Origin of the sequence: Methylobacterium sp. FF17 (genome assembly GCF_025813715.1) — a bacterium.
Lineage (GTDB): Bacteria > Pseudomonadota > Alphaproteobacteria > Rhizobiales > Beijerinckiaceae > Methylobacterium > Methylobacterium flocculans.
Genome location: NZ_CP107532.1, coordinates 2,278,701 through 2,295,761 on the forward strand (window position 1 = coordinate 2,278,701; position 17,061 = coordinate 2,295,761).

The 17,061-nt window shown below is 69.8% G+C and carries 18 protein-coding genes; 10 read left to right on the forward strand and 8 right to left on the reverse strand.

Annotation, left to right across the window (positions count from 1 at the left end):
• Positions 1 to 399 precede the first annotated feature (399 nt).
• The 5 genes from OF380_RS10500 to OF380_RS10520 all read left to right on the forward strand — a co-directional run bounded on the left by OF380_RS10500 (position 400) and on the right by OF380_RS10520 (position 5,871).
• Positions 400 to 1,722 (forward strand): MFS transporter, encoded by a 1,323-nt coding sequence (locus OF380_RS10500; protein WP_264050696.1) that lies wholly within the window; start codon positions 400 to 402, stop codon positions 1,720 to 1,722.
• Between the two features lie 67 nt (positions 1,723 to 1,789).
• A complete protein-coding gene (locus OF380_RS10505; RefSeq protein WP_264050697.1) occupies positions 1,790 to 2,674 on the forward strand; it encodes a LysR family transcriptional regulator in 885 nt (294 codons plus the stop codon).
• Positions 2,675 to 2,810: 136 nt separating this feature from the next.
• Positions 2,811 to 4,169, forward strand: coding sequence for a glucarate dehydratase (gene gudD, locus OF380_RS10510; protein WP_264050698.1), 1,359 nt, complete (start codon positions 2,811 to 2,813; stop codon positions 4,167 to 4,169).
• Between the two features lie 25 nt (positions 4,170 to 4,194).
• Positions 4,195 to 4,959, forward strand: a complete 765-nt coding sequence (locus OF380_RS10515) for an HpcH/HpaI aldolase family protein (RefSeq protein WP_264050699.1) — start codon at positions 4,195 to 4,197, stop codon at positions 4,957 to 4,959.
• A 27-nt stretch (positions 4,960 to 4,986) separates the two neighbouring features.
• Positions 4,987 to 5,871 carry a 2-hydroxy-3-oxopropionate reductase gene (locus OF380_RS10520; protein WP_264050700.1) on the forward strand — a complete coding sequence of 295 codons (885 nt, stop codon included), beginning with the start codon at positions 4,987 to 4,989 and terminating at the stop codon, positions 5,869 to 5,871.
• Between the two features lie 48 nt (positions 5,872 to 5,919).
• On the opposite strand, the gene OF380_RS10525 is transcribed toward OF380_RS10520, so the two are convergent.
• On the reverse strand, positions 5,920 to 6,147 hold the full coding sequence (locus tag OF380_RS10525; RefSeq protein WP_264050701.1) for a hypothetical protein: 228 nt from the start codon (positions 6,145 to 6,147) through the stop codon (positions 5,920 to 5,922).
• A 245-nt stretch (positions 6,148 to 6,392) separates the two neighbouring features.
• Complete coding sequence (locus OF380_RS10530) at positions 6,393 to 6,581, reverse strand: hypothetical protein (protein WP_264050702.1); 189 nt, start codon at positions 6,579 to 6,581, stop codon at positions 6,393 to 6,395.
• A gap of 284 nt (positions 6,582 to 6,865) precedes the next feature.
• Between OF380_RS10530 and OF380_RS10535 the strand changes: the two genes are divergently transcribed.
• The 4 genes from OF380_RS10535 to OF380_RS10550 all read left to right on the forward strand — a co-directional run bounded on the left by OF380_RS10535 (position 6,866) and on the right by OF380_RS10550 (position 9,298).
• The gene (locus OF380_RS10535; protein WP_264050703.1) at positions 6,866 to 7,540 is read left to right on the forward strand and encodes a DUF4142 domain-containing protein; all 675 of its coding nucleotides are present in this window, start codon (positions 6,866 to 6,868) and stop codon (positions 7,538 to 7,540) included.
• Between the two features lie 120 nt (positions 7,541 to 7,660).
• Positions 7,661 to 7,837, forward strand: a complete 177-nt coding sequence (locus tag OF380_RS10540; protein ID WP_264050704.1) for a hypothetical protein — start codon at positions 7,661 to 7,663, stop codon at positions 7,835 to 7,837.
• Positions 7,838 to 7,956: 119 nt separating this feature from the next.
• The gene (locus OF380_RS10545; RefSeq protein ID WP_264050705.1) at positions 7,957 to 8,940 is read left to right on the forward strand and encodes a phosphoribosylaminoimidazolesuccinocarboxamide synthase; all 984 of its coding nucleotides are present in this window, start codon (positions 7,957 to 7,959) and stop codon (positions 8,938 to 8,940) included.
• Between the two features lie 73 nt (positions 8,941 to 9,013).
• Positions 9,014 to 9,298 (forward strand): hypothetical protein, encoded by a 285-nt coding sequence (locus OF380_RS10550; RefSeq protein WP_264050706.1) that lies wholly within the window; start codon positions 9,014 to 9,016, stop codon positions 9,296 to 9,298.
• Positions 9,299 to 9,325: 27 nt separating this feature from the next.
• Here the strand turns inward: OF380_RS10550 and OF380_RS10555 are convergent, their stop codons facing one another.
• Positions 9,326 to 11,389: a carbohydrate porin gene (locus tag OF380_RS10555; protein ID WP_404810610.1), complete on the reverse strand. Its 2,064-nt coding sequence runs from the start codon at positions 11,387 to 11,389 to the stop codon at positions 9,326 to 9,328.
• A 382-nt stretch (positions 11,390 to 11,771) separates the two neighbouring features.
• Positions 11,772 to 11,990 carry a hypothetical protein gene (locus OF380_RS10560; protein ID WP_264050708.1) on the reverse strand — a complete coding sequence of 73 codons (219 nt, stop codon included), beginning with the start codon at positions 11,988 to 11,990 and terminating at the stop codon, positions 11,772 to 11,774.
• 510 nt (positions 11,991 to 12,500) lie between these two features.
• Between OF380_RS10560 and OF380_RS10565 the strand changes: the two genes are divergently transcribed.
• Entirely contained in the window at positions 12,501 to 14,192 is a 1,692-nt protein-coding gene (locus OF380_RS10565) for a methyl-accepting chemotaxis protein (RefSeq protein ID WP_264050709.1), read from the forward strand.
• Here the strand turns inward: OF380_RS10565 and OF380_RS10570 are convergent.
• The 4 genes from OF380_RS10570 to gntA form a co-directional block, all read right to left on the reverse strand.
• Positions 14,146 to 14,796, reverse strand: a complete 651-nt coding sequence (locus OF380_RS10570; RefSeq protein ID WP_264050710.1) for a DNA-3-methyladenine glycosylase — start codon at positions 14,794 to 14,796, stop codon at positions 14,146 to 14,148. The two genes, OF380_RS10565 and OF380_RS10570, sit on opposite strands and share 47 nt — an antisense overlap.
• Positions 14,793 to 15,578 carry a ribonuclease HI gene (gene rnhA, locus OF380_RS10575; RefSeq protein ID WP_264050711.1) on the reverse strand — a complete coding sequence of 262 codons (786 nt, stop codon included), beginning with the start codon at positions 15,576 to 15,578 and terminating at the stop codon, positions 14,793 to 14,795. The genes OF380_RS10570 and rnhA overlap by 4 nt, the downstream gene beginning before the upstream one ends.
• 105 nt (positions 15,579 to 15,683) lie before the next feature.
• Positions 15,684 to 16,355: an urea carboxylase-associated family protein gene (locus tag OF380_RS10580; protein ID WP_264050712.1), complete on the reverse strand. Its 672-nt coding sequence runs from the start codon at positions 16,353 to 16,355 to the stop codon at positions 15,684 to 15,686.
• Complete coding sequence (gntA, locus tag OF380_RS10585; protein WP_264050713.1) at positions 16,345 to 17,043, reverse strand: guanitoxin biosynthesis heme-dependent pre-guanitoxin N-hydroxylase GntA; 699 nt, start codon at positions 17,041 to 17,043, stop codon at positions 16,345 to 16,347. Before gntA ends, OF380_RS10580 begins: the two co-directional genes overlap by 11 nt.
• Positions 17,044 to 17,061: the final 18 nt, after the last annotated feature.

Genomic DNA, 17,061 nt, shown 5'->3' on the forward strand with positions numbered 1-17,061 from the left:
CCAGCTGCGAACGCTTTCACCATCGTCATCCCCCCAAAACTGATTGATTCAACGCATCCGAAAGATCGGATACGGCGTCGTACAGCAATCCTGCTAACGAACGTTTGCGCTGTGCAGAACTGGCGCGCGGCGGCCGCAGGATCGGCGATCTGGGCGTCCGGGGGGCTACGGACCATCGAGCCCGCGATCCCACGCCCAAAAGAACGGGGAAAGCGTCGCGGAGCGGGCGATCGATGCCGAGGGTGCATCGATCCATTCACGAATTGAGTTGGACCCCGCTCGGAGGCGACCCGTAGGTTCGATCCTGCAATGGGCCACCACGGTTTCGCTCAGGAACCAGAGAATGGCCCATGTTCGCCACGGTCAGAGCCGGGCGGTACGCCATCAGGGAGAGACGCCATGAGCGCCGGTCTGGTCATGACCGCGGCGAAGCGGAGTCGTGTTCGGCTCCTCATCGTCACGATGCTGTTTTTTGCCACCACCATCAACTATGCCGACCGCGCGACGCTCTCCATCGCCGGTCCGTCGCTCGCCAAGGATCTCGGTCTCGACGCCGTCTCCATGGGCTACGTGTTCTCGGCCTTCGCCTGGTCCTACGTCCTGGCGCAGCTGCCGGGCGGATGGCTGCTCGATCGCTACGGGGCGAAATGGGTCTACGCCGCCGCGATCTTCCTGTGGTCGGCCTTCACGCTGCTGCAGGGGGCGGTCGGCTTCTTCACCGGGTTCACGGCGGTCGCCGTCCTCTTCAGCCTCCGGCTCCTGGTGGGGCTCTCCGAAGCCCCGGTCTTCCCGGCCAATGCGCGCATCACCGCCGCCTGGTTCCCGACCTCCGAGCGCGGCACCGCCTCGGCCTTCTTCAACTCCTCGCAATACTTCGCCACGGTGCTGTTCACCCCGATCATGGGCTACGTCGTGCACCATTACGGCTGGCACCACGTCTTCACCCTGATGGGCGTGCTCGGCATCGCCTTCGCGCTCCTCTGGACGCAGGTGATGTACGGACCCAAGGAGCACCCGGCGATCAACAAGGCCGAGCGGGACTACATCGAGGAAGGCGGCGCCCTCCTCGACATGGACGGGCGGGGCGCGGCGGCGCCGGTGAATGCCGGCCGCACGATCCGCCAGCTTCTGTCGAACCGCATGCTGCTCGGCATCTATATCGGGCAGTACTGCATCACGACGCTGACCTACTTCTTCCTGACCTGGTTTCCGGTCTACCTCGTCAAGGAGCGGGGCCTGTCGATCCTGCAGGCCGGCTTCGCGGCGGTGCTGCCGGCGCTCTGCGGTTTCATCGGCGGCATCCTCGGCGGCTGGATCTCGGACATGCTGCTCAAGCGCGGCTACTCGCTGACGGCCTCGCGAAAGATCCCGATCGTGGGCGGCATGCTGCTCTCGATGAGCATCATCGGCTGCAACTACGTCCAGGCCGATGCCCTCGTGGTCGGGCTGATGGCGCTGGCCTTCTTCGGCAAGGGCATCGGGGCGCTGGGCTGGGCCGTCGTTTCCGACACCTCGCCCCGCGCCACCGGCGGGCTGAACGGCGGCCTGTTCAACACCTTCGGCAACACCGCCGGCATCACCACCCCGATCGTGATCGGCTACATCGTCCAGCAGACCGGCTCCTTCAACGGCGCCCTCGTCTTCGTCGGCCTCAACGCGCTGGTGGCGGTGTTCTGCTATCTCGTCATCGTCGGTGAGATCAAACGGGTGGAGCTGCACTGATCGCGGCGCACGCCCGCTGGACCGTGGCCGTGGGCATCCGCCCGCGGCCATCGCTGTGCGAGGCGTGATGCTCGATTTCGGTCAACTCCGCTGCTTTGCCGCCGTCGCGGAGGAACTGCATTTCGGGCGTGCCGCCGCCCGGCTGAACATGACGCAGCCGCCGCTCTCGCGGCAGATCCAGGTGCTGGAACGCGTCCTCGACGTCCAGCTCCTCGACCGGACCAGCCGCTCGGTCCGCCTCACCGCCGCCGGGCGCAGTTTCCTGCCCGAGGCCCTGCGAATCCTGCGGCTGGCGGAGACCGCCACCCATGTCACCCGTCAGGTCGCGGCCGGGCGTGCGGGGGTACTGAAGCTCGGCTTCACGGCCGCCTCCGCCTATGACTTCCTGCCCCGCCTCGTCATCGCCTGCCGGACCGCGATGCCGGACGTGACCCTGTCCCTGCGCGAGATGGTGACGCGGGACCAGGTGGAGGCGATCCTTTCGGGCCAGATCGATGCCGGGTTCATCCGGCTCCCGGTGAACTACCCCGAACTGCAGACCGAGCGGGCCCTGGCCGAGCCCCTGGTGGTCGCGCTGCCCGAGGCGCATCCCCTGGTCGCGCGCAGTGTCCTGCGTCTCGCGGACCTGAACGACGAAGCGGTCATCGGCTACGCCCCGCACGAGGCGAGCTACTTCCACGACCTGATGATCGGGTTGTTCTCCGGCGCCGGAGCCCGGCCCCGCATCGTCCAGCAACTCACGCAGATCCACTCGATCCTGGCGCTGGTGCGGGCCGGCATCGGCCTCGCGCTGGTTCCGGCGGCGGCCGAGAGCCTGCGCTTCGTGGGGGTCGCGTTCCGCCCCCTCGACCTGGCGCAACCGCGTCCGGCGGAACTGCACCTGGCCTGGCGGCGCGGGAGCGACGTGCCGCTCCTGGCCAGCCTGCGCGGGCTTCTGCGGGAAATGCCCTGACGTCCGCAGCGATCGATGCGCGGCGCGCATCGATCAATCCAGCCTTTGGCTTGGACCGGCATCGGCGTGGTTTCTAGAAAGGGGGCAAGCAAGACGGCGCGCCAGACGCCGCTGCCCTCGATCCGGGAGAACGCCCATGGCCTTCGATACCACCACCCCGCCGCGCGGTGCGTCGCGGACCCCCACCGTCACGGCCCTGAAGGTCGTCCCCGTCGCGGGGCGCGACAGCATGCTGCTCAACCTCAGCGGCGCCCACGGCCCCTTCTTCACCCGCAACCTCGTGATCCTCACCGATTCCACCGGCGCCACCGGCCTCGGTGAAGTCCCCGGCGGCGAGCGCATCCGCGCCACCCTGGAGGAGGCCGGCGACCTCGTCATCGGCCGTCCCATCGGGGACTGGCAGGCAGTGCTCAACGCCATGCGCACGCGCTTCGCCGACCGCGATGCCGGGGGGCGGGGCCTCCAGACCTTCGACCTGCGGGTGACCATCCATGCCGTCACGGCGATGGAATCCGCCTTCCTCGACCTGCTCGGCCAGTTCCTCGACGTGCCGGTGGCGGCCCTCCTCGGCGAGGGCCAGCAACGCGACGCCGTCGAGATGCTCGGCTACCTGTTCTATGTGGGCGACCGCCGCCGCACCGATCTGCCCTACCGCGCACCGGAGGCCCGCGACGGCTGGTTCCGCCTGCGCGACGAGGAAGCCCTGACGCCCGACGCGGTCGCCCGCCTGGCGGAAGCGGCCTACGAGACCTACGGCTTCAACGACTTCAAGCTGAAGGGCGGCGTCCTCGCCGGCGAGGACGAGATCGCGGCGGTCACCGCGATCCACGCGCGCTTCCCCGATGCCCGCGTCACCCTCGACCCGAACGGGGCGTGGTCGTTGCAGGAGGCGATCCGCCTCTGCAAGGGCCGGGGCGACGTGCTGGCCTATGCGGAGGATCCGTGCGGGGCCGAAGACGGCTTCTCCGGCCGCGAGATCATGGCCGAGTTCCGCCGCGCCACCGGCCTGCCCACCGCCACCAACATGATCGCCACCGATTGGCGCCAGATGAACCACGCGATCCAGCTCGGTTCGGTCGATATCCCGCTCGCCGATCCGCATTTCTGGACGATGGCCGGCTCGGTGCGGGTGGCGCAGCTCTGCCGCGATCACGGCCTGACCTGGGGCTCGCATTCCAACAACCACTTCGACGTCTCGCTGGCGATGTTCACCCACGTGGCCGCCGCCGCGCCGGGCCGCGTCACCGCCATCGACACGCACTGGATCTGGCAGGACGGCCAGCGCCTGACGCGCGAGCCCCTGCGGATCCGGGGCGGACTCGTGGCGGTGCCCGAGCGTCCCGGCCTCGGCATCGAGCTCGACTGGGCCGAAGTCGAGGCGGCCCACGCCCTCTACCGAAGCCACGGCCTCGGTGCCCGCGACGACGCCTCCGCCATGCAGTTCCTGATCCCGGACTGGACCTTCGACAACAAGCGCCCGTGCCTGGTGCGCTGAACCCGACAGCCTCGGAGACGCGACGATGACCGACATCCTCACCAACCGCTTCAAGGCGGCCCTGAACGCCGGCCAGCAGCAGATCGGCCTGTGGTGCAGCCTCGCCAGCCCGATCTCCACCGAGGTCGTGGCCGGCTCCGGCTTCGACTGGCTGCTCCTCGACATGGAGCACTCCGCCAACGACCTGCGCGACGTCTACGCCCAGGTCCAGTCCATGATGGAAGGCAGCGCCAACGCGATGGTGCGGATGCCGAGCGACGAGCCGATCGCCATCAAGCGCATCCTCGACACCGGCGTGCAGTCGCTGATGATCCCGAACATCGACGATGCCGACCAGGCCAGCCGCGCGGTTGCGGCGACCCGCTACGCCCCGCGCGGGGTGCGCGGCTTCTCGCAGGCGCCCCGCGCCGCCCGCTTCGGCCGCATCCCGAACTATCACGCCCGCTGCGAGGCGGAGATCTTCGTGGCGGTCCAGATCGAATCGCGCCGCGCCCTGGACAACCTGGAGGAGATCGCCGGCGTCGAGGGCGTCGACGGCGTCTTCATCGGACCCGGCGACCTCTCCACCAGCCTCGGCTTCCTCGGCCAGCAGAACCACCCGGACGTGGTCAAGGTCGTCGAGGAGACGATTGCCCGCATCCGCCGCACCGGCAAGCACGCGGGCATCCTCACGGCCAACGAGGAACTCGCCCATCGCTACATCGAGGCGGGCACCCGCTTCACGGCGGTCGGCTCCGACATGGGCCTCCTCGCGCGCACCTCCGAGGCGCTCGCCGCCCGCTTCCGCTGACGCCGCGATAAGACCCGGGAGACAGACATGAACGTTGGATTCGTCGGCCTCGGCATCATGGGCGCCCCCATGGCCGGACATCTCATCGCGGGCGGACACAGCCTCGCCCTCAAGACCCGCCGGCAGGTGCCGGAGAGTCTCGTCGCGGCGGGTGGGCGTGCCTGCGCCACCGCCGCCGCGGTGGCGGAGTGCTCGGACGTCATCATCCTGATGCTGCCCGATACGCCGGACGTCGAGGCCGTGCTGTTCGGCGCCGACGGCGTCGCGGAGGGCGCCCGGCGCGGTGCGGTGGTGGTCGACATGAGCTCGATCTCGCCCATCGCCACCCGCGACTTCGCCGCCCGCCTGAGCGAGCGCGGCGTGGACTACCTCGATGCGCCGGTCTCCGGCGGCGAGGTCGGTGCCAAGAACGCCGCCCTGTCGATCATGGTCGGGGGGCGCGCGGATGTCTTCGCCCGGGTGAAGCCGCTCCTCGACCTCATGGGCAAGACCGTGACCCATGTGGGCGAGACCGGTGCCGGTCAGGTCGCCAAGGTCGCCAACCAGATCATCGTCGCGCTCACCATCGAGGCGGTGGCGGAAGGGCTGCTCTTAGCCTCGAAGGCCGGAGCCGATCCGGCCAAGGTCCGGCAGGCGATCACCGGGGGGCTCGCCACCTCGCGCATCCTCGAGCTTCACGGCGCGCGCATGATCAAGCGCACCTTCGACCCGGGCTTCCGCATCGCCCTGCACCAGAAGGACCTCAACCTCGCGCTGGACGGCGCGAAGTCGCTCGGGCTCGCGCTGCCGGGCACGGCGCTGGCGCAGCAGCTCTTCTCGGTCTGCGCCGCCAACGGCGCAGGCGACGCGGACCATTCGGCCCTCGTGCGCGCCCTGGAGATCATGGGCAACCACGCCGTCGCCGAGGCCTGAGGCCGGTACCGGCTTCCCGCGCCGGTCCGGCGGGGAGCCGTCGTGGGGTCAGACGCGGGAGCCGGAGCGAGCGGGGGCGGGCTCGATGTCGTCCCGCGAGGGCTCGTAGGTGCACCAGTTGCAATAGCCCTTGTCCGCCACCTTGGGCTCATTCTTCTGCGAGCAGCGCGGGCAGATCAGCAGGGACAGTCGTGTTCCCTGCAGCCGGGCGAAGCCACGGCCCCGGAATGTGACGCCGTTCGGTTCCGTGGAACGCGGATGGGCGGTCTGGGTCATGCAAGGGTCCTCGTTACGCGGCACGGGGACCAACAGACGAAGCGGCCGGAGGTTCGGCCACGGGCCGATCAATCTTGGCCTTAACGCCAAATCTTGGCCTCGGCGCAAAACCGTGGCCTTGGCGCGAAACAATGGATGAAAGATCTGGCTTGGGCCGTCTATTGTGGACCTCCTGAAGCTTGGAGGCCGTCACCTTGACCGCCCGGCTCCGGCCGTGGCGGTTTTTTGGTCGGTCCGGCGGGCAGTCACTGGGCCCGGTCGGTATCCAGTTGCTGAAGGAGTTCGGCCAGACGCGGATCCAGCGGCTCGTCGATGACGGGCTCGTAGAGGGCCTGCAACTGCCGTCCGAGCCGCAGGCGTGTCGCCTCGTTCAGGATCGGCCCGATGGACTCCTCGGGGAACGCTTGGGGATCGTGCGGGTGATCGCTGGCCATGGGACCTAAGTGGCGGACGATCGGCTGTTGGCAATGGGCACCCCCCGGCCGCCTCCGGTCGCGTCCACGGCGTCCTGACCACCGGGCATTCGAAGAATATCACAGGTCAATCGAGCCGAGGAAAGTCTTCCGGCCGGAAAGATGAAGATCCGCGCGATTAAGGTATTTTCCTGAAGGACGGGCTTGGTCAGGGAACATGGGATTTCGAGGCGTTGTTCTGGTCAGAGCGCTCTGTGCTGAGGCTCGTCCGCCGGGTGCGCTCCTTCTGATCCCGGAGTACTTCGATGCATCGTCGTGATTTCGTTTTCGGTATGCTCACCGCGACCGCCGCTCTGGCGGTCACCCGCACGGCGGTCGCCCAGCCCACCCCGGCGGGCGCGCTGCCGACGCCCGTCTATCTCAACATGGCGACCAAGGGCGGCCTGTTCCTCGAGAACACCGCGCGCGACGCCTACGACAAGACCCGCAATGCCCGGGTAAAGACCTTCGCCCGCGCGGAGGTCGTCGAGCAGGTCAACCTGTCGACGAAGCTGGCGCCCTATGCCACCGCGATGGCGCAGGGGGTCGCCTCCGGCGGCGCTCCGGGCCCCGGGGGCCTCATCGGCGGGCTCGTGGCCGCGCCCCTGGCCGTCGCGGGTGGCGTGGCGGGTGCCACCGTGGGGGCGGTCGGTGGTGTCCTCGGCGCACCGCAGGGCGCGGGCGGCATGACCACCGACGAGCAGAAGGCGCAGGTGCTGCAGCAACTCTCCGGAATGCCGCCGAGCCCGCAATACGACGCGACCTTCGTGGCGGCCTCCCTGCAGGGTCACCAGGAAGCCTACGCGATTCACGGTTCCTACGCCGAGACGGGCGAGGATCCGGCCCTGCGCAGCATCGCGCGCGGCGCGCTGCCGCTCATACGCCTCCACATCTCCCAGCTCACCCGCATGCAGGGCATGATGGGCGGCCGGAACGGCTGAGGTTTCTTCGGGTTCGGCGGAAGGGCGGCTCCGTCAGGTGCGGGGCCGCCCGTCTGGTGAGCAGGGAACGAAGGCCTCCGCCGCTGCATTGGTCGAGGGCGTATCGATCGGAGTATCCGGATGAAGCTCTTCCAGGTCAGGCAGCGTTCGACGGGGGCGGTCCTCTGGGTCGGTCGGGCGACGGACGGCGACAACGCCCTCGATGCGATGGCCCGCGAGGCCGGATACCGGGACGCCGCCCACCTGCCCGCCCATGTCCGCAACGGCGGCTTCCGGACCGCGCCCCTCGGTCTCTGAACGCCGCCAGCGCCGGCAAGTCGGGGAACCCGTGGCCGGACGACTGGAAATCGAGGCCTCTTGCGCGCACAAGGCGGACAGCCTTCCTGTCACCGCCTGAGCCGCATGGAGCGTCCCGGATGGACATCGCCGACCTCACCCCGCATGCCCATCAGGTCCTGCGCGACGCGACGCTTCCCGAACTCCCCAACCATTACCGCGGCAAGGTCCGGGACAATTACGATCTGCCGGACTACCGGCGCATCCTCATCACCTCGGATCGGATCAGCGCCTTCGACGTCGCGCTGGCCGCCATTCCGTTCAAGGGGCAGGTGCTGACCCAGACCGCCCGGTTCTGGTTCGAGCGCACCGCCGATCTCTGCCCCAATCACGTTCTGGCCTATCCCGACCCCAACGTCGTGGTCGGGCGTCGCCTCACCATCCTGCCCGTCGAGATCGTGGTGCGGGGCTATCTCGCGGGGACGACCTCGACGTCGATCCTGACGCGCTACAAGGCCGGCGAACGGGCGATGTACGGCCACGTCTTCCCGGAGGGGATGCGCCCCAACCAGCGCCTGGATCGGGCGATCATCACGCCGACCACCAAGGCGTTCGACGGCGGGCACGACGCACCGCTCACCGAGGCCGACATCCTGGCCCAGGGGCTCCTCACCCCGGAGCAGTGGCGCACCGTCTCGGAGGCGGCGCTCGCTCTGTTCGCGCGCGGCCAGGAGGTCGCGGCGGCCCGGGGCCTGATCCTGGCCGACACCAAGTACGAGTTCGGCACCGACGCGCAGGGCCGCATCGTGCTCGCCGACGAGATCCACACCCCCGACAGCAGCCGCTACTGGTTCGCCGAGAGCTACGACGCGCGGTTTGCTGCCGGCGCGGCGCCGGAGAGCTTCGACAAGGATTTCGTGCGCAACTGGGTGGTCGCCCGCTGCGATCCCTACCGGGATCCGATCCCGGAGATTCCGGCCGAAATCGTGCTGGAGACGGCTGCCGTCTATATCCGGGCCTACGAGACCATCACGGGCGAACGCTTCGTGCTGCCCGACCCGAACGAGGTGCCGCTCGAGCGCATCCGGCGCAACCTCGCGGCCTATCTCGGCACCCCCGCATAGGGCGCGGTGCTTCGTCGCCTCGCGCGCGAGGCGCGATCCGCTAACCTCATGGTGCCGACATGAGGATGTGAGCATGATCGCGGCCCAACTTCTCGGTCTGACGGCGCTGGCCTTCCTCGCGCCCGTTCCGGCCACGCGCTACGAGCCGCCGGACCCGCCGCGCGGGGTCGGCTGGGCGGTCAGCGCGGTATTCGCGCTCCTGCTGGTGGTGACGGTGGTGCCGCTCAGCCTCGCGCTCGCCGACAAGTGGGCGATGGACGCGCACGCGGCCGATTGCCGGGCGTCGGGCGGCCGCTTCGTGCCGATCCCCTCCGCGACGGGGCGCGGCGGCTATCGCTGCGAGACGCCGCGTCCATAGTGCCGGGCCGCCTGCAGGGAGATCGCCTCAGAAGTCGGCGTGGAGGCGCGTTCCGAAGAAATTGGCCGGTCCGCGATCCCGGTTATAGGCCGGGTTCACGATGTGCTGGTAGTTGAAGGACACGGTCAGCGCCTTGCTCAGGCTCAGGGCGTAGTAGGTCTCGAAGGCCTGCTCGGGCGCATAGTTCAGGCGCCCGTCGCCGATGAGGAGGCCGACGCCTCCGTTGGCGAAGAAGGCGCGGTGGCTCGCCGAGATGCCGTTGCGCGAGGTGCCGAGGCCCACCGTGTCGCCGGGGCGGCCCCAGGCGGAGCCCTTCAGCGAGACGCCCCCCGAGACGGAGTTGTCGATGTCGGTGAAGGACAGGCTCTCGGTGCGCCCGTCATTGGCGCTCACCCGCGCGAACACCCCGAGATCCGGCGTCACCGCCTGTTCGAGGTTCAGGTAGAAGCCGGTCTTGCGTCGGGACGCCCGCGTCGCGGCGGCCGCGTCGTTGATGTCGGCGAACACGCCCGCCTGCGTCAGGGCGACGACCTCCCGGAAATCCGCGGTGTTGCCCACGTTCGTGAAGAAGCCGATGCGCAGCTTGCCGGGCTGGTCGAGGATGGGCAGTATGTGCCGCTCCTCGAACTCGATCGTCGTGCCGGCGCGCCGGAACACGCGCGGGTCGAGCACGTCGCTGGAGGGCTCCTTCGGCACCTGCGTGTAGGCTGCGCGGATGGCGAATTCGGCGCGGTTGTACTCGACCATCACGCCCTGGGTGAAGCCGGGCAGGTTGGCGGGGAAGTCGTAGGCGCCCGACGCCCAGATGCCCCAGTTCATGAAGTCGACGCGGGGATCGTGAGCGTAGACGTTCCCGTCGAAGAAGTCGCCGAGCGCGAACTTGCCCGCCACCACGGTGATGCGCTCGATATCGCGCCGGGTCGCCACCTGGTTGGGGCCGTCGGGCACGTCCTCGGTCTCGCCGCCGAGGCCGAAGGTCTGGCGTACGAAGTAGCGGTTGGAGCGCAGCTTCGGGAAGGGCGCGCCGGCCTTCTGGGCCTCGCCGTTGACGAAGCCGGCCACGCCCAGCGTCCGGCTCAGGCCGAAGCCCTGGCTGAATTCCGGGTTGTAGTAGAGTTCCGTGCCCTCCAGGAGCTTGAGCCCGAGGAAGGCGGTCGCGGTGGTGGTGGCCTGGACCTGGCGGCCGATCAGGCTCGCGGGGCCGGTATAGGGCGCCCGGAACCCCGGCACACCCTGCGCCACGACGGTGGTTTGCCCGTGGAGCGAGAACCGTTCGTCGAGATTGGCTCCGGGAGCGTCCTCCGCCTCCGGCGGCAGGACGAGGCCGCCCGGGTGCCAGGACAGGCGCGCCATCATCTGATGCGCGCTGGCGGCAACCTGTGTCGCGACCGGGCCGCCCGCCGCACCCGGCACCGTGCCGAGGTCGAAGCGGCGGCTGCCCCCAAGATCGAGGTAGCGGTAATCGATTCCGAGGGCGATGTGCTCGCTCACCGCGAACTGCACGCCGGCCCCGAGGGTGAAGCCGAGATACGAGAGGTCCCGGCGCGCCAGCGCCACCGCGCCGGTGTCGCGATCCGGGTAGGTCGCCAGGACGCGGGCGTTGGCGCCGCCGAGGCCGAACGTGGCGTAGACGAGCGCCCGGTCGAAGGCGTAGCCGAAGCGGCCGCGCAAGGTCCCGTAGAGGTCGGTCTTGACGCGGATCAGGCCGAGGTCCGAACCCGTGGTGTCGTCGCCGAATGCGCCCAAGGCCACCGGACGCTTGAGATTGGCCGCCGAGAGGTCGGCCTCGATGCCGTAGAGCCAGGGGCCATCCTGCCAGTTGTAGCCCCCGAACAGGCCGCCGACCGCTGTGGTCGCGTTGCGGCTGAGGTCGGCCCGCCCGGTGGCGTCCCCGGTCCGGAATGACGGCAGCGAGCGTCCGCCGATGCTCGTGTTGCTGAAGTCGTAGGCGCCGTAGGCGTTGCCGGCGCTGCCCTGGATGCCGAGATAGCCTCCGGACCAGTCGACGAAGGCGGGGACGACGGCGCGTGGGGTGGCGAGGTCCGCGCTCCAGGCGCCGGTGCTGACGCAGAGGCTCGCCAGGGTCAGCATCGCGGGCGCGACGGGGCCGCGGCGTGCGCGCTCGCCGCGATGCCTGCGTGTCATCGTAAAGCCCCCCTTGGCCGGTGCGCCGATATAAACGACGTTCGCTGAGAGGCAATTTGTCCGCATCCGGCGCATGCGGAAATCGAGGCGGATGTTGCCAAAACGACGCATCTCGGCCGCGCGTCGGCGCGTGCGGTCGGGCCTTCGCGAAGGCGGGCAGCCGCCATCCCCCAAAAAGGGGATGTGACCGGCCTTTCCGGCGGTTAGCGTCGGGGGCTCCAAGGTTTCGAAACACCTCTGCCCGCGCGACATCCGTCGGCGCGGGCTCATTTTATCGGGCTCGGACGATTCGCCCGACAGGCCACGCCCCCTTCACGGGCTTCGACGCTCAGGCGTCCCCGCTCTCGATCTGCTCGATCAGGCCCGTGAGCTCGCGGATGCGCAGGCGCAGGCCCTCCATCGTGCTCGCGGTGGTGTCCCGCAGCGCGTAGCCATCCGCGAACTGCCGCTCCTCCGGATGCGGCTCGCTGCGAAGGGCCTCGAGTTCCCGGATCAGCCGGTCGCGCTCGCTGACGTACTGGCTCTTGCGGTCGTCCATCGCCGGCATCGGTGTTCTCCTGGGGGCCGTCGCAGCCCCGTGACGGTGGGCATCGGCCGCCCAACCCAACCGGCGAGGCCGCCTGCCGGTTCACCGCGTGACGGGCAGCCCCGTCGAAGCGGGATGCGCGGGAACCCGGCGGCCGCGAGCCCGTTGACCCGGCGACCCAAGCTCGAAGACCTGATCACCCGCCCGGCTCACGCCGAGGCGGGTTTTTTTGATCGGTGCCCCGTTTTCAGGACCTGCAGCCGGTCGGACCCATATCCGTTGCGCCCGATTTTCGATCACATTCGCGGGATTGGCTCCACGTCTGGTCAAGACATCCCGGACAGTGGCCGCGTATTCGTCCGGAAATATCGCTCCGATTCCCGTCCTGCAGAGCTGATATCACGTGGCGATGAAGGTGATATCCTGCATTGGCCTGGACGTTACGACGAGAGCATGGGGAAAACTAAGATCTTAGCTCGAATTTAAAGCATGCCTGCCAGAGAGGCATGACAGATCTTTCGGAGAACGGTTTTGCGCCTCCTCTCGCGATTCAGCATCCTCACCAAGCTGACCAGCGTCGTCGTCCTCATCGGCGTCATCGTCGGTGGGTGCCTGTGGTACGCCACGTCCCGCATGGCGGCGATCGACAGCGCCTATGCCCACTTCCTCAACCACGACACCAAGGCGATCGCGGACCTGCGGACGGTCAATCGGCTGATCTTCACGCTGAGCTACTTCAACGTCCGCAACATCGTGGAGACGACGCCGGCCGGCATGCAGAGGACCGACAAGGGCTTCGAGGAGGCCAGCGAGCGGCTGAACACGGTCCTGGCCTCCCTGCGGGACGAGGCTCCGAGCTTCGCGCCGCGCATCGATGCGCTCAAGCAGAAGGTCAACGGCTTCGTCGCCGACAGTTCGGAGGCCCGCACCCTGGCGAGCAGCGGCCTGAAGACGGAGGCCCTCGACCTGCTGCACCGGAACGTGGACCCGACCTTCGACGCCATGGTGGCGGAAGGGACGTCCATGGGCCGGGACATCCGCACCTTCGTCGACGAAGGCGCGCGCGACCTCGCGGAGATGACGGACCAGACCCGGCTCAACACCCTGCTCCTCGGGGGCTTCGGCCTGCTCGCGGGCTTCCTCGCCGCCGGCATCGTCGCGGTCTTCGGGATCACCCGGCCGATCCGCCGCTTGGTGGATGCCCTGCGGCGCATGGCGAGCGGGGACGCCGACGCCACCATCGCGGGGCGCGAACGGCGCGACGAGGTCGGGGCGGTGGGACGCGCGGTCGAGGATATCCGGGCCCTCGTCTCCCGCAAGGCGACCGAGGAGGCCGAGCGCCAGCAGATCGCCGAGGCCGCTGCCGCGTCCGAGCGCCAGCGGACCCTGCACGAACTCGCAGACGGCTTCGAATCGGCCGTGGGCTCGATCATCGCCACCGTCTCGGCCTCGGCGGGCGCGCTGCAGGTGACGGCCGAGACCATGAACGCGACCGCGTCCCGCACCACCGAGCAATCCGTGGCCGTGGCGGCGGCGGCGGAAGAGGCGGCCTCCAACGTCGGCACCGTGGCGGCGGCGGCCGAGGAACTTGGTTCCTCCGTGCAGGAGATCGGACGCCAGATCGACGGTTCCGCCAGCCTCGCCCGGCGCGCGGTGGAGGAGGCAGCCCAGACCGCCGGCCTCGTGCAGGATCTCAGCACGGCGGCCACCCGGATCGGCGACGTCGTGGCGCTGATCACCACGATCGCCGGCCAGACGAACCTGCTGGCGCTCAACGCGACCATCGAGGCGGCCCGCGCCGGCGAGGCGGGCCGTGGCTTCGCGGTGGTGGCCGCGGAGGTCAAGGAACTCGCCAACCAGACCACGCGGGCCACCCACGAGATCGAGGAGCAGATCGGGCGCATCCAGGCCTCGACCGGTCACGCGGTGGGGGCGATCCGCACCATCTCCGACCGCATCGGGGAGATCAGCCAGGTCACCACGAGCATCGCGGCGGCGGTGGAGGAGCAAGGGGCCGCCACCCAGGAGATCGTGCGCAACGTCGCGCAGGCCGCCTGCGGAACCAGCGAAGTCACCCAGAACATCACGGGCGTCGCCCACGCGGCCGAGCAGACCGGCGGCGCCACCGCCCAGGTCCTGACCTCGGCCGCCGACCTCGCCGCCCAGTCCGACGCGCTCAACCGGCAGGTCGGCCGCTTCCTGGCGACCGTCCGGGCGGCGTGAGGCTGACCACCCCCGGCGTCGCATGGCGCGAGGGCGGGCGGCTCACCGCGCGGGAGCCCGCGAGCAGGAAGCGCCAGGGCGTCTCCACCCCGCGCGAAATGCCGATGCGCCGGTCGGCGATCCAGGCGGGGGCGAAGGCCGGACGCGTGAGCCGGAATGGCGGCGTGTCGAGGGGCGCACCGTCGAGCGCGCCGGTGATGCCCAGGGCCTGGCAGAGCCGCCCGGGGCCGGCGCAGAGCAGGCGGGGGTCCGGGGTGCCGCGCCGCTCCGCCATCGCCGCCGTCCCCGCGCGCGGCTCCAGGGCCCGGATCAGCACGGCGCCGCCCGGTTCGCAGACGAAGTTCAGGCACCAGTGCATGCCGTAGGAGCGATAGACGTAGGCATGGCCGGAAGGGCCGAACATGCTGGCGTTGCGCCGGGTCGGCCCGTTGGCGCTGTGCGAGGCCGGGTCGGAGGCGTCGTAGGCTTCCGTCTCGACGATGATCCCGCCGATACCCGTCACCTGGACCTCGCAGCCGATCAGGTCGACGGCCACCGCAGGCGCCGGGCGGGCGAAGAATCCGGCCGGGAGCCGCGCCCCGCTGTCCTCGCCCGGTTCGCTCATTCGGCGGCGCCGTTCCCTGTGGACTTCTTGGCCTCTGCAGACCCCTTGGCCTCCGCGCGGGCACGCTCGAACCCGTCCGCCCCGAGGTCGAGGGCCAGGCGCACCGCCCGCTCGACATAGGCCTGCGGGGTCAGGCCGGCGGCCTTGGCCGCCCGCGAGACGTCCAGTCCGAGGCCGAGGTCGAGGGGGATCGCACTCGTGCGTGCCGGAGCCGCCGGTTCGGCTTCGGCCGGGGCCGTCGCCAGGGCGGCGGGCGATGCCCCCTGGGAGGCCGCTGCCCGCAGGGCGGCCGTGCCCCGCAAGGCGGCCGTGCCGGTCGGTGGTGTCGGCCCACCCTCCGCGCGCGGGGGCAGGCCGAGGGTCTCGCGCCGCCCCTGGGCCGCGAGGCGGTCGGCGCGCTCGTTGCCGACCTCGCCGGTATGCCCCCGGACCCAGGTCCAGCGCACGTCGCGGCGGGCGGCGAGCCCGTCGAGTTCCTGCATCAGCTCGACGTTCTTCACCGGGCCGGTCGCGGTGCGCCAGCCCTTGGCCTTCCAGCCGCGCATCCACTCGGTCACCGACTTGATGACGTACTGGCTGTCGCAGCGCATCTCGATCTGCGCGCCCTCGGGGAAGTGGCGCAGGGCGTTGATCGCCGCCGTCAGTTCCATGCGGTTGTTGGTGGTGGCGCGCTCGCCCCCGCAGAGCTCGATCCGGCCGCTCTCGGCCTCGATCACGACACCCCAGCCACCGGGGCCGGGATTGGGGTCACATCCGCCGTCGGCATAGACGATGGTTCGCATGGGGCTCGCTTCGACCTGTTCACGACGCACCGCCCACAGGAATGGGCGGCACCGGGCTTCCGGGCGCCGCCCATAGCACGGGCGGGCGCCCCGGCGGCACCCGTCTCAGGCGCGGGCCGGGTCGATGCGGTAACGGATCGGCTTGAAGCTGTTGTTGTTGGATTGCAGCGCGGAGCAGGCGGTGAGCCCGATCACGAGGTCGCATTCCGCTTCGAAGGTGACGTGGTCGCCGGCCCGGCTCAACGGGGGCTCGACCTTCAGTTCGCCCGTGCCGCCATCCACCGTGACGTTCATGAACACGTTGAAGGCCACCGGGATCCGGTCGGGGGCGACGCCGTAGGGCGCGAGCGCCGCCGCGAGGTTGCCGAAGCAGCCCCGATGCGGATGCGTATCGCCATAGATGATCCGGAAGGTGTCGGCCGAGCAGGGGGTGAGCAGGAAGTCGTGGCGCCCCACCGTGTCCGCGACGATGCGCAGCAGCACGTTCGAGCGGTTGGAGTAGATCGGGTCGCCCATGGTCAGGTAGATCCGGCTGGCGTAGTCGAGGGTCCGCCCCGACGAGATCACCTCGTCGAGGTCGCCGCGCACGAAGGCCAGGAGGTCGGCCACCTGCTCACCCTGCGGGTCGATCACGGTCAGGCGCTGACCCTTGTCGAGGGTGAAGGCGACGCCGGAACGCGGTGCGATCTCGTGGGTGACGGCGATCTCGTGGGTGACGGCGATCTCGTGGGTGACGGGGGTCTCGTGGGTGACGGGGATCTCGGGCTCAGGCGGCATCGCGGCTCTCCGTGCTGCGGCCCCGGAAGGGGCAGACCCAGTCCTCGGCCACGGCGCGGCCGCTGTACTGGCGCGCCTCCGAGGCGTCGCCGTGCCGGGCCAGCATGGGGTTGACGGAGCCCGCCAGCGCCTCGTCGCGGGAGAGGATCGCGGCGCGCAGCTTCTCGTAGCGTCCCTCCGCCCGCAGCTGCTCGAACTGGGCGCGCAGGTTGAATACGAGGACCGGGTGCGCGAAGCGCCGGGCCGGGCGGCTCGCGCCCGGATGCATGCCGACGACGAAGAAGGCCTCGCCGCCGAAGGACAGCGAGAAGTGCGGATCGTTCGGGTCCGGCGCCACGCGCGCATCGTAGCGCTGCCCCAGGAACGCGTCCTTGTCCGACAGGGATTGCAGACGGTCCCAGAGATACCGCTCGAAGGCCTCCTCGCCGATCTCGGTGGGACCCTCGAAGACCACGGCGAAACTCTGGAACAGCTCGGGCTTGGCGCGGTAGCGGCAGATGAAGGCGAGGAGCGCGGGGTAGAGGCGTAGATCGTCCCAGCCCGACGCGATGCTGCGCGCCACCACGATCTTCATCTGGCCCTTCGAAAGGGCGGATTTCGCGCCGACGCACGGGAAGGGCTGGCTGCGGATGAAGTCCTGGAACGCCAGAGCCAGCGGATGTCCGCTGTCGTCGGTGGGGAGGTGCATGGAAACTCAACGCTGTGG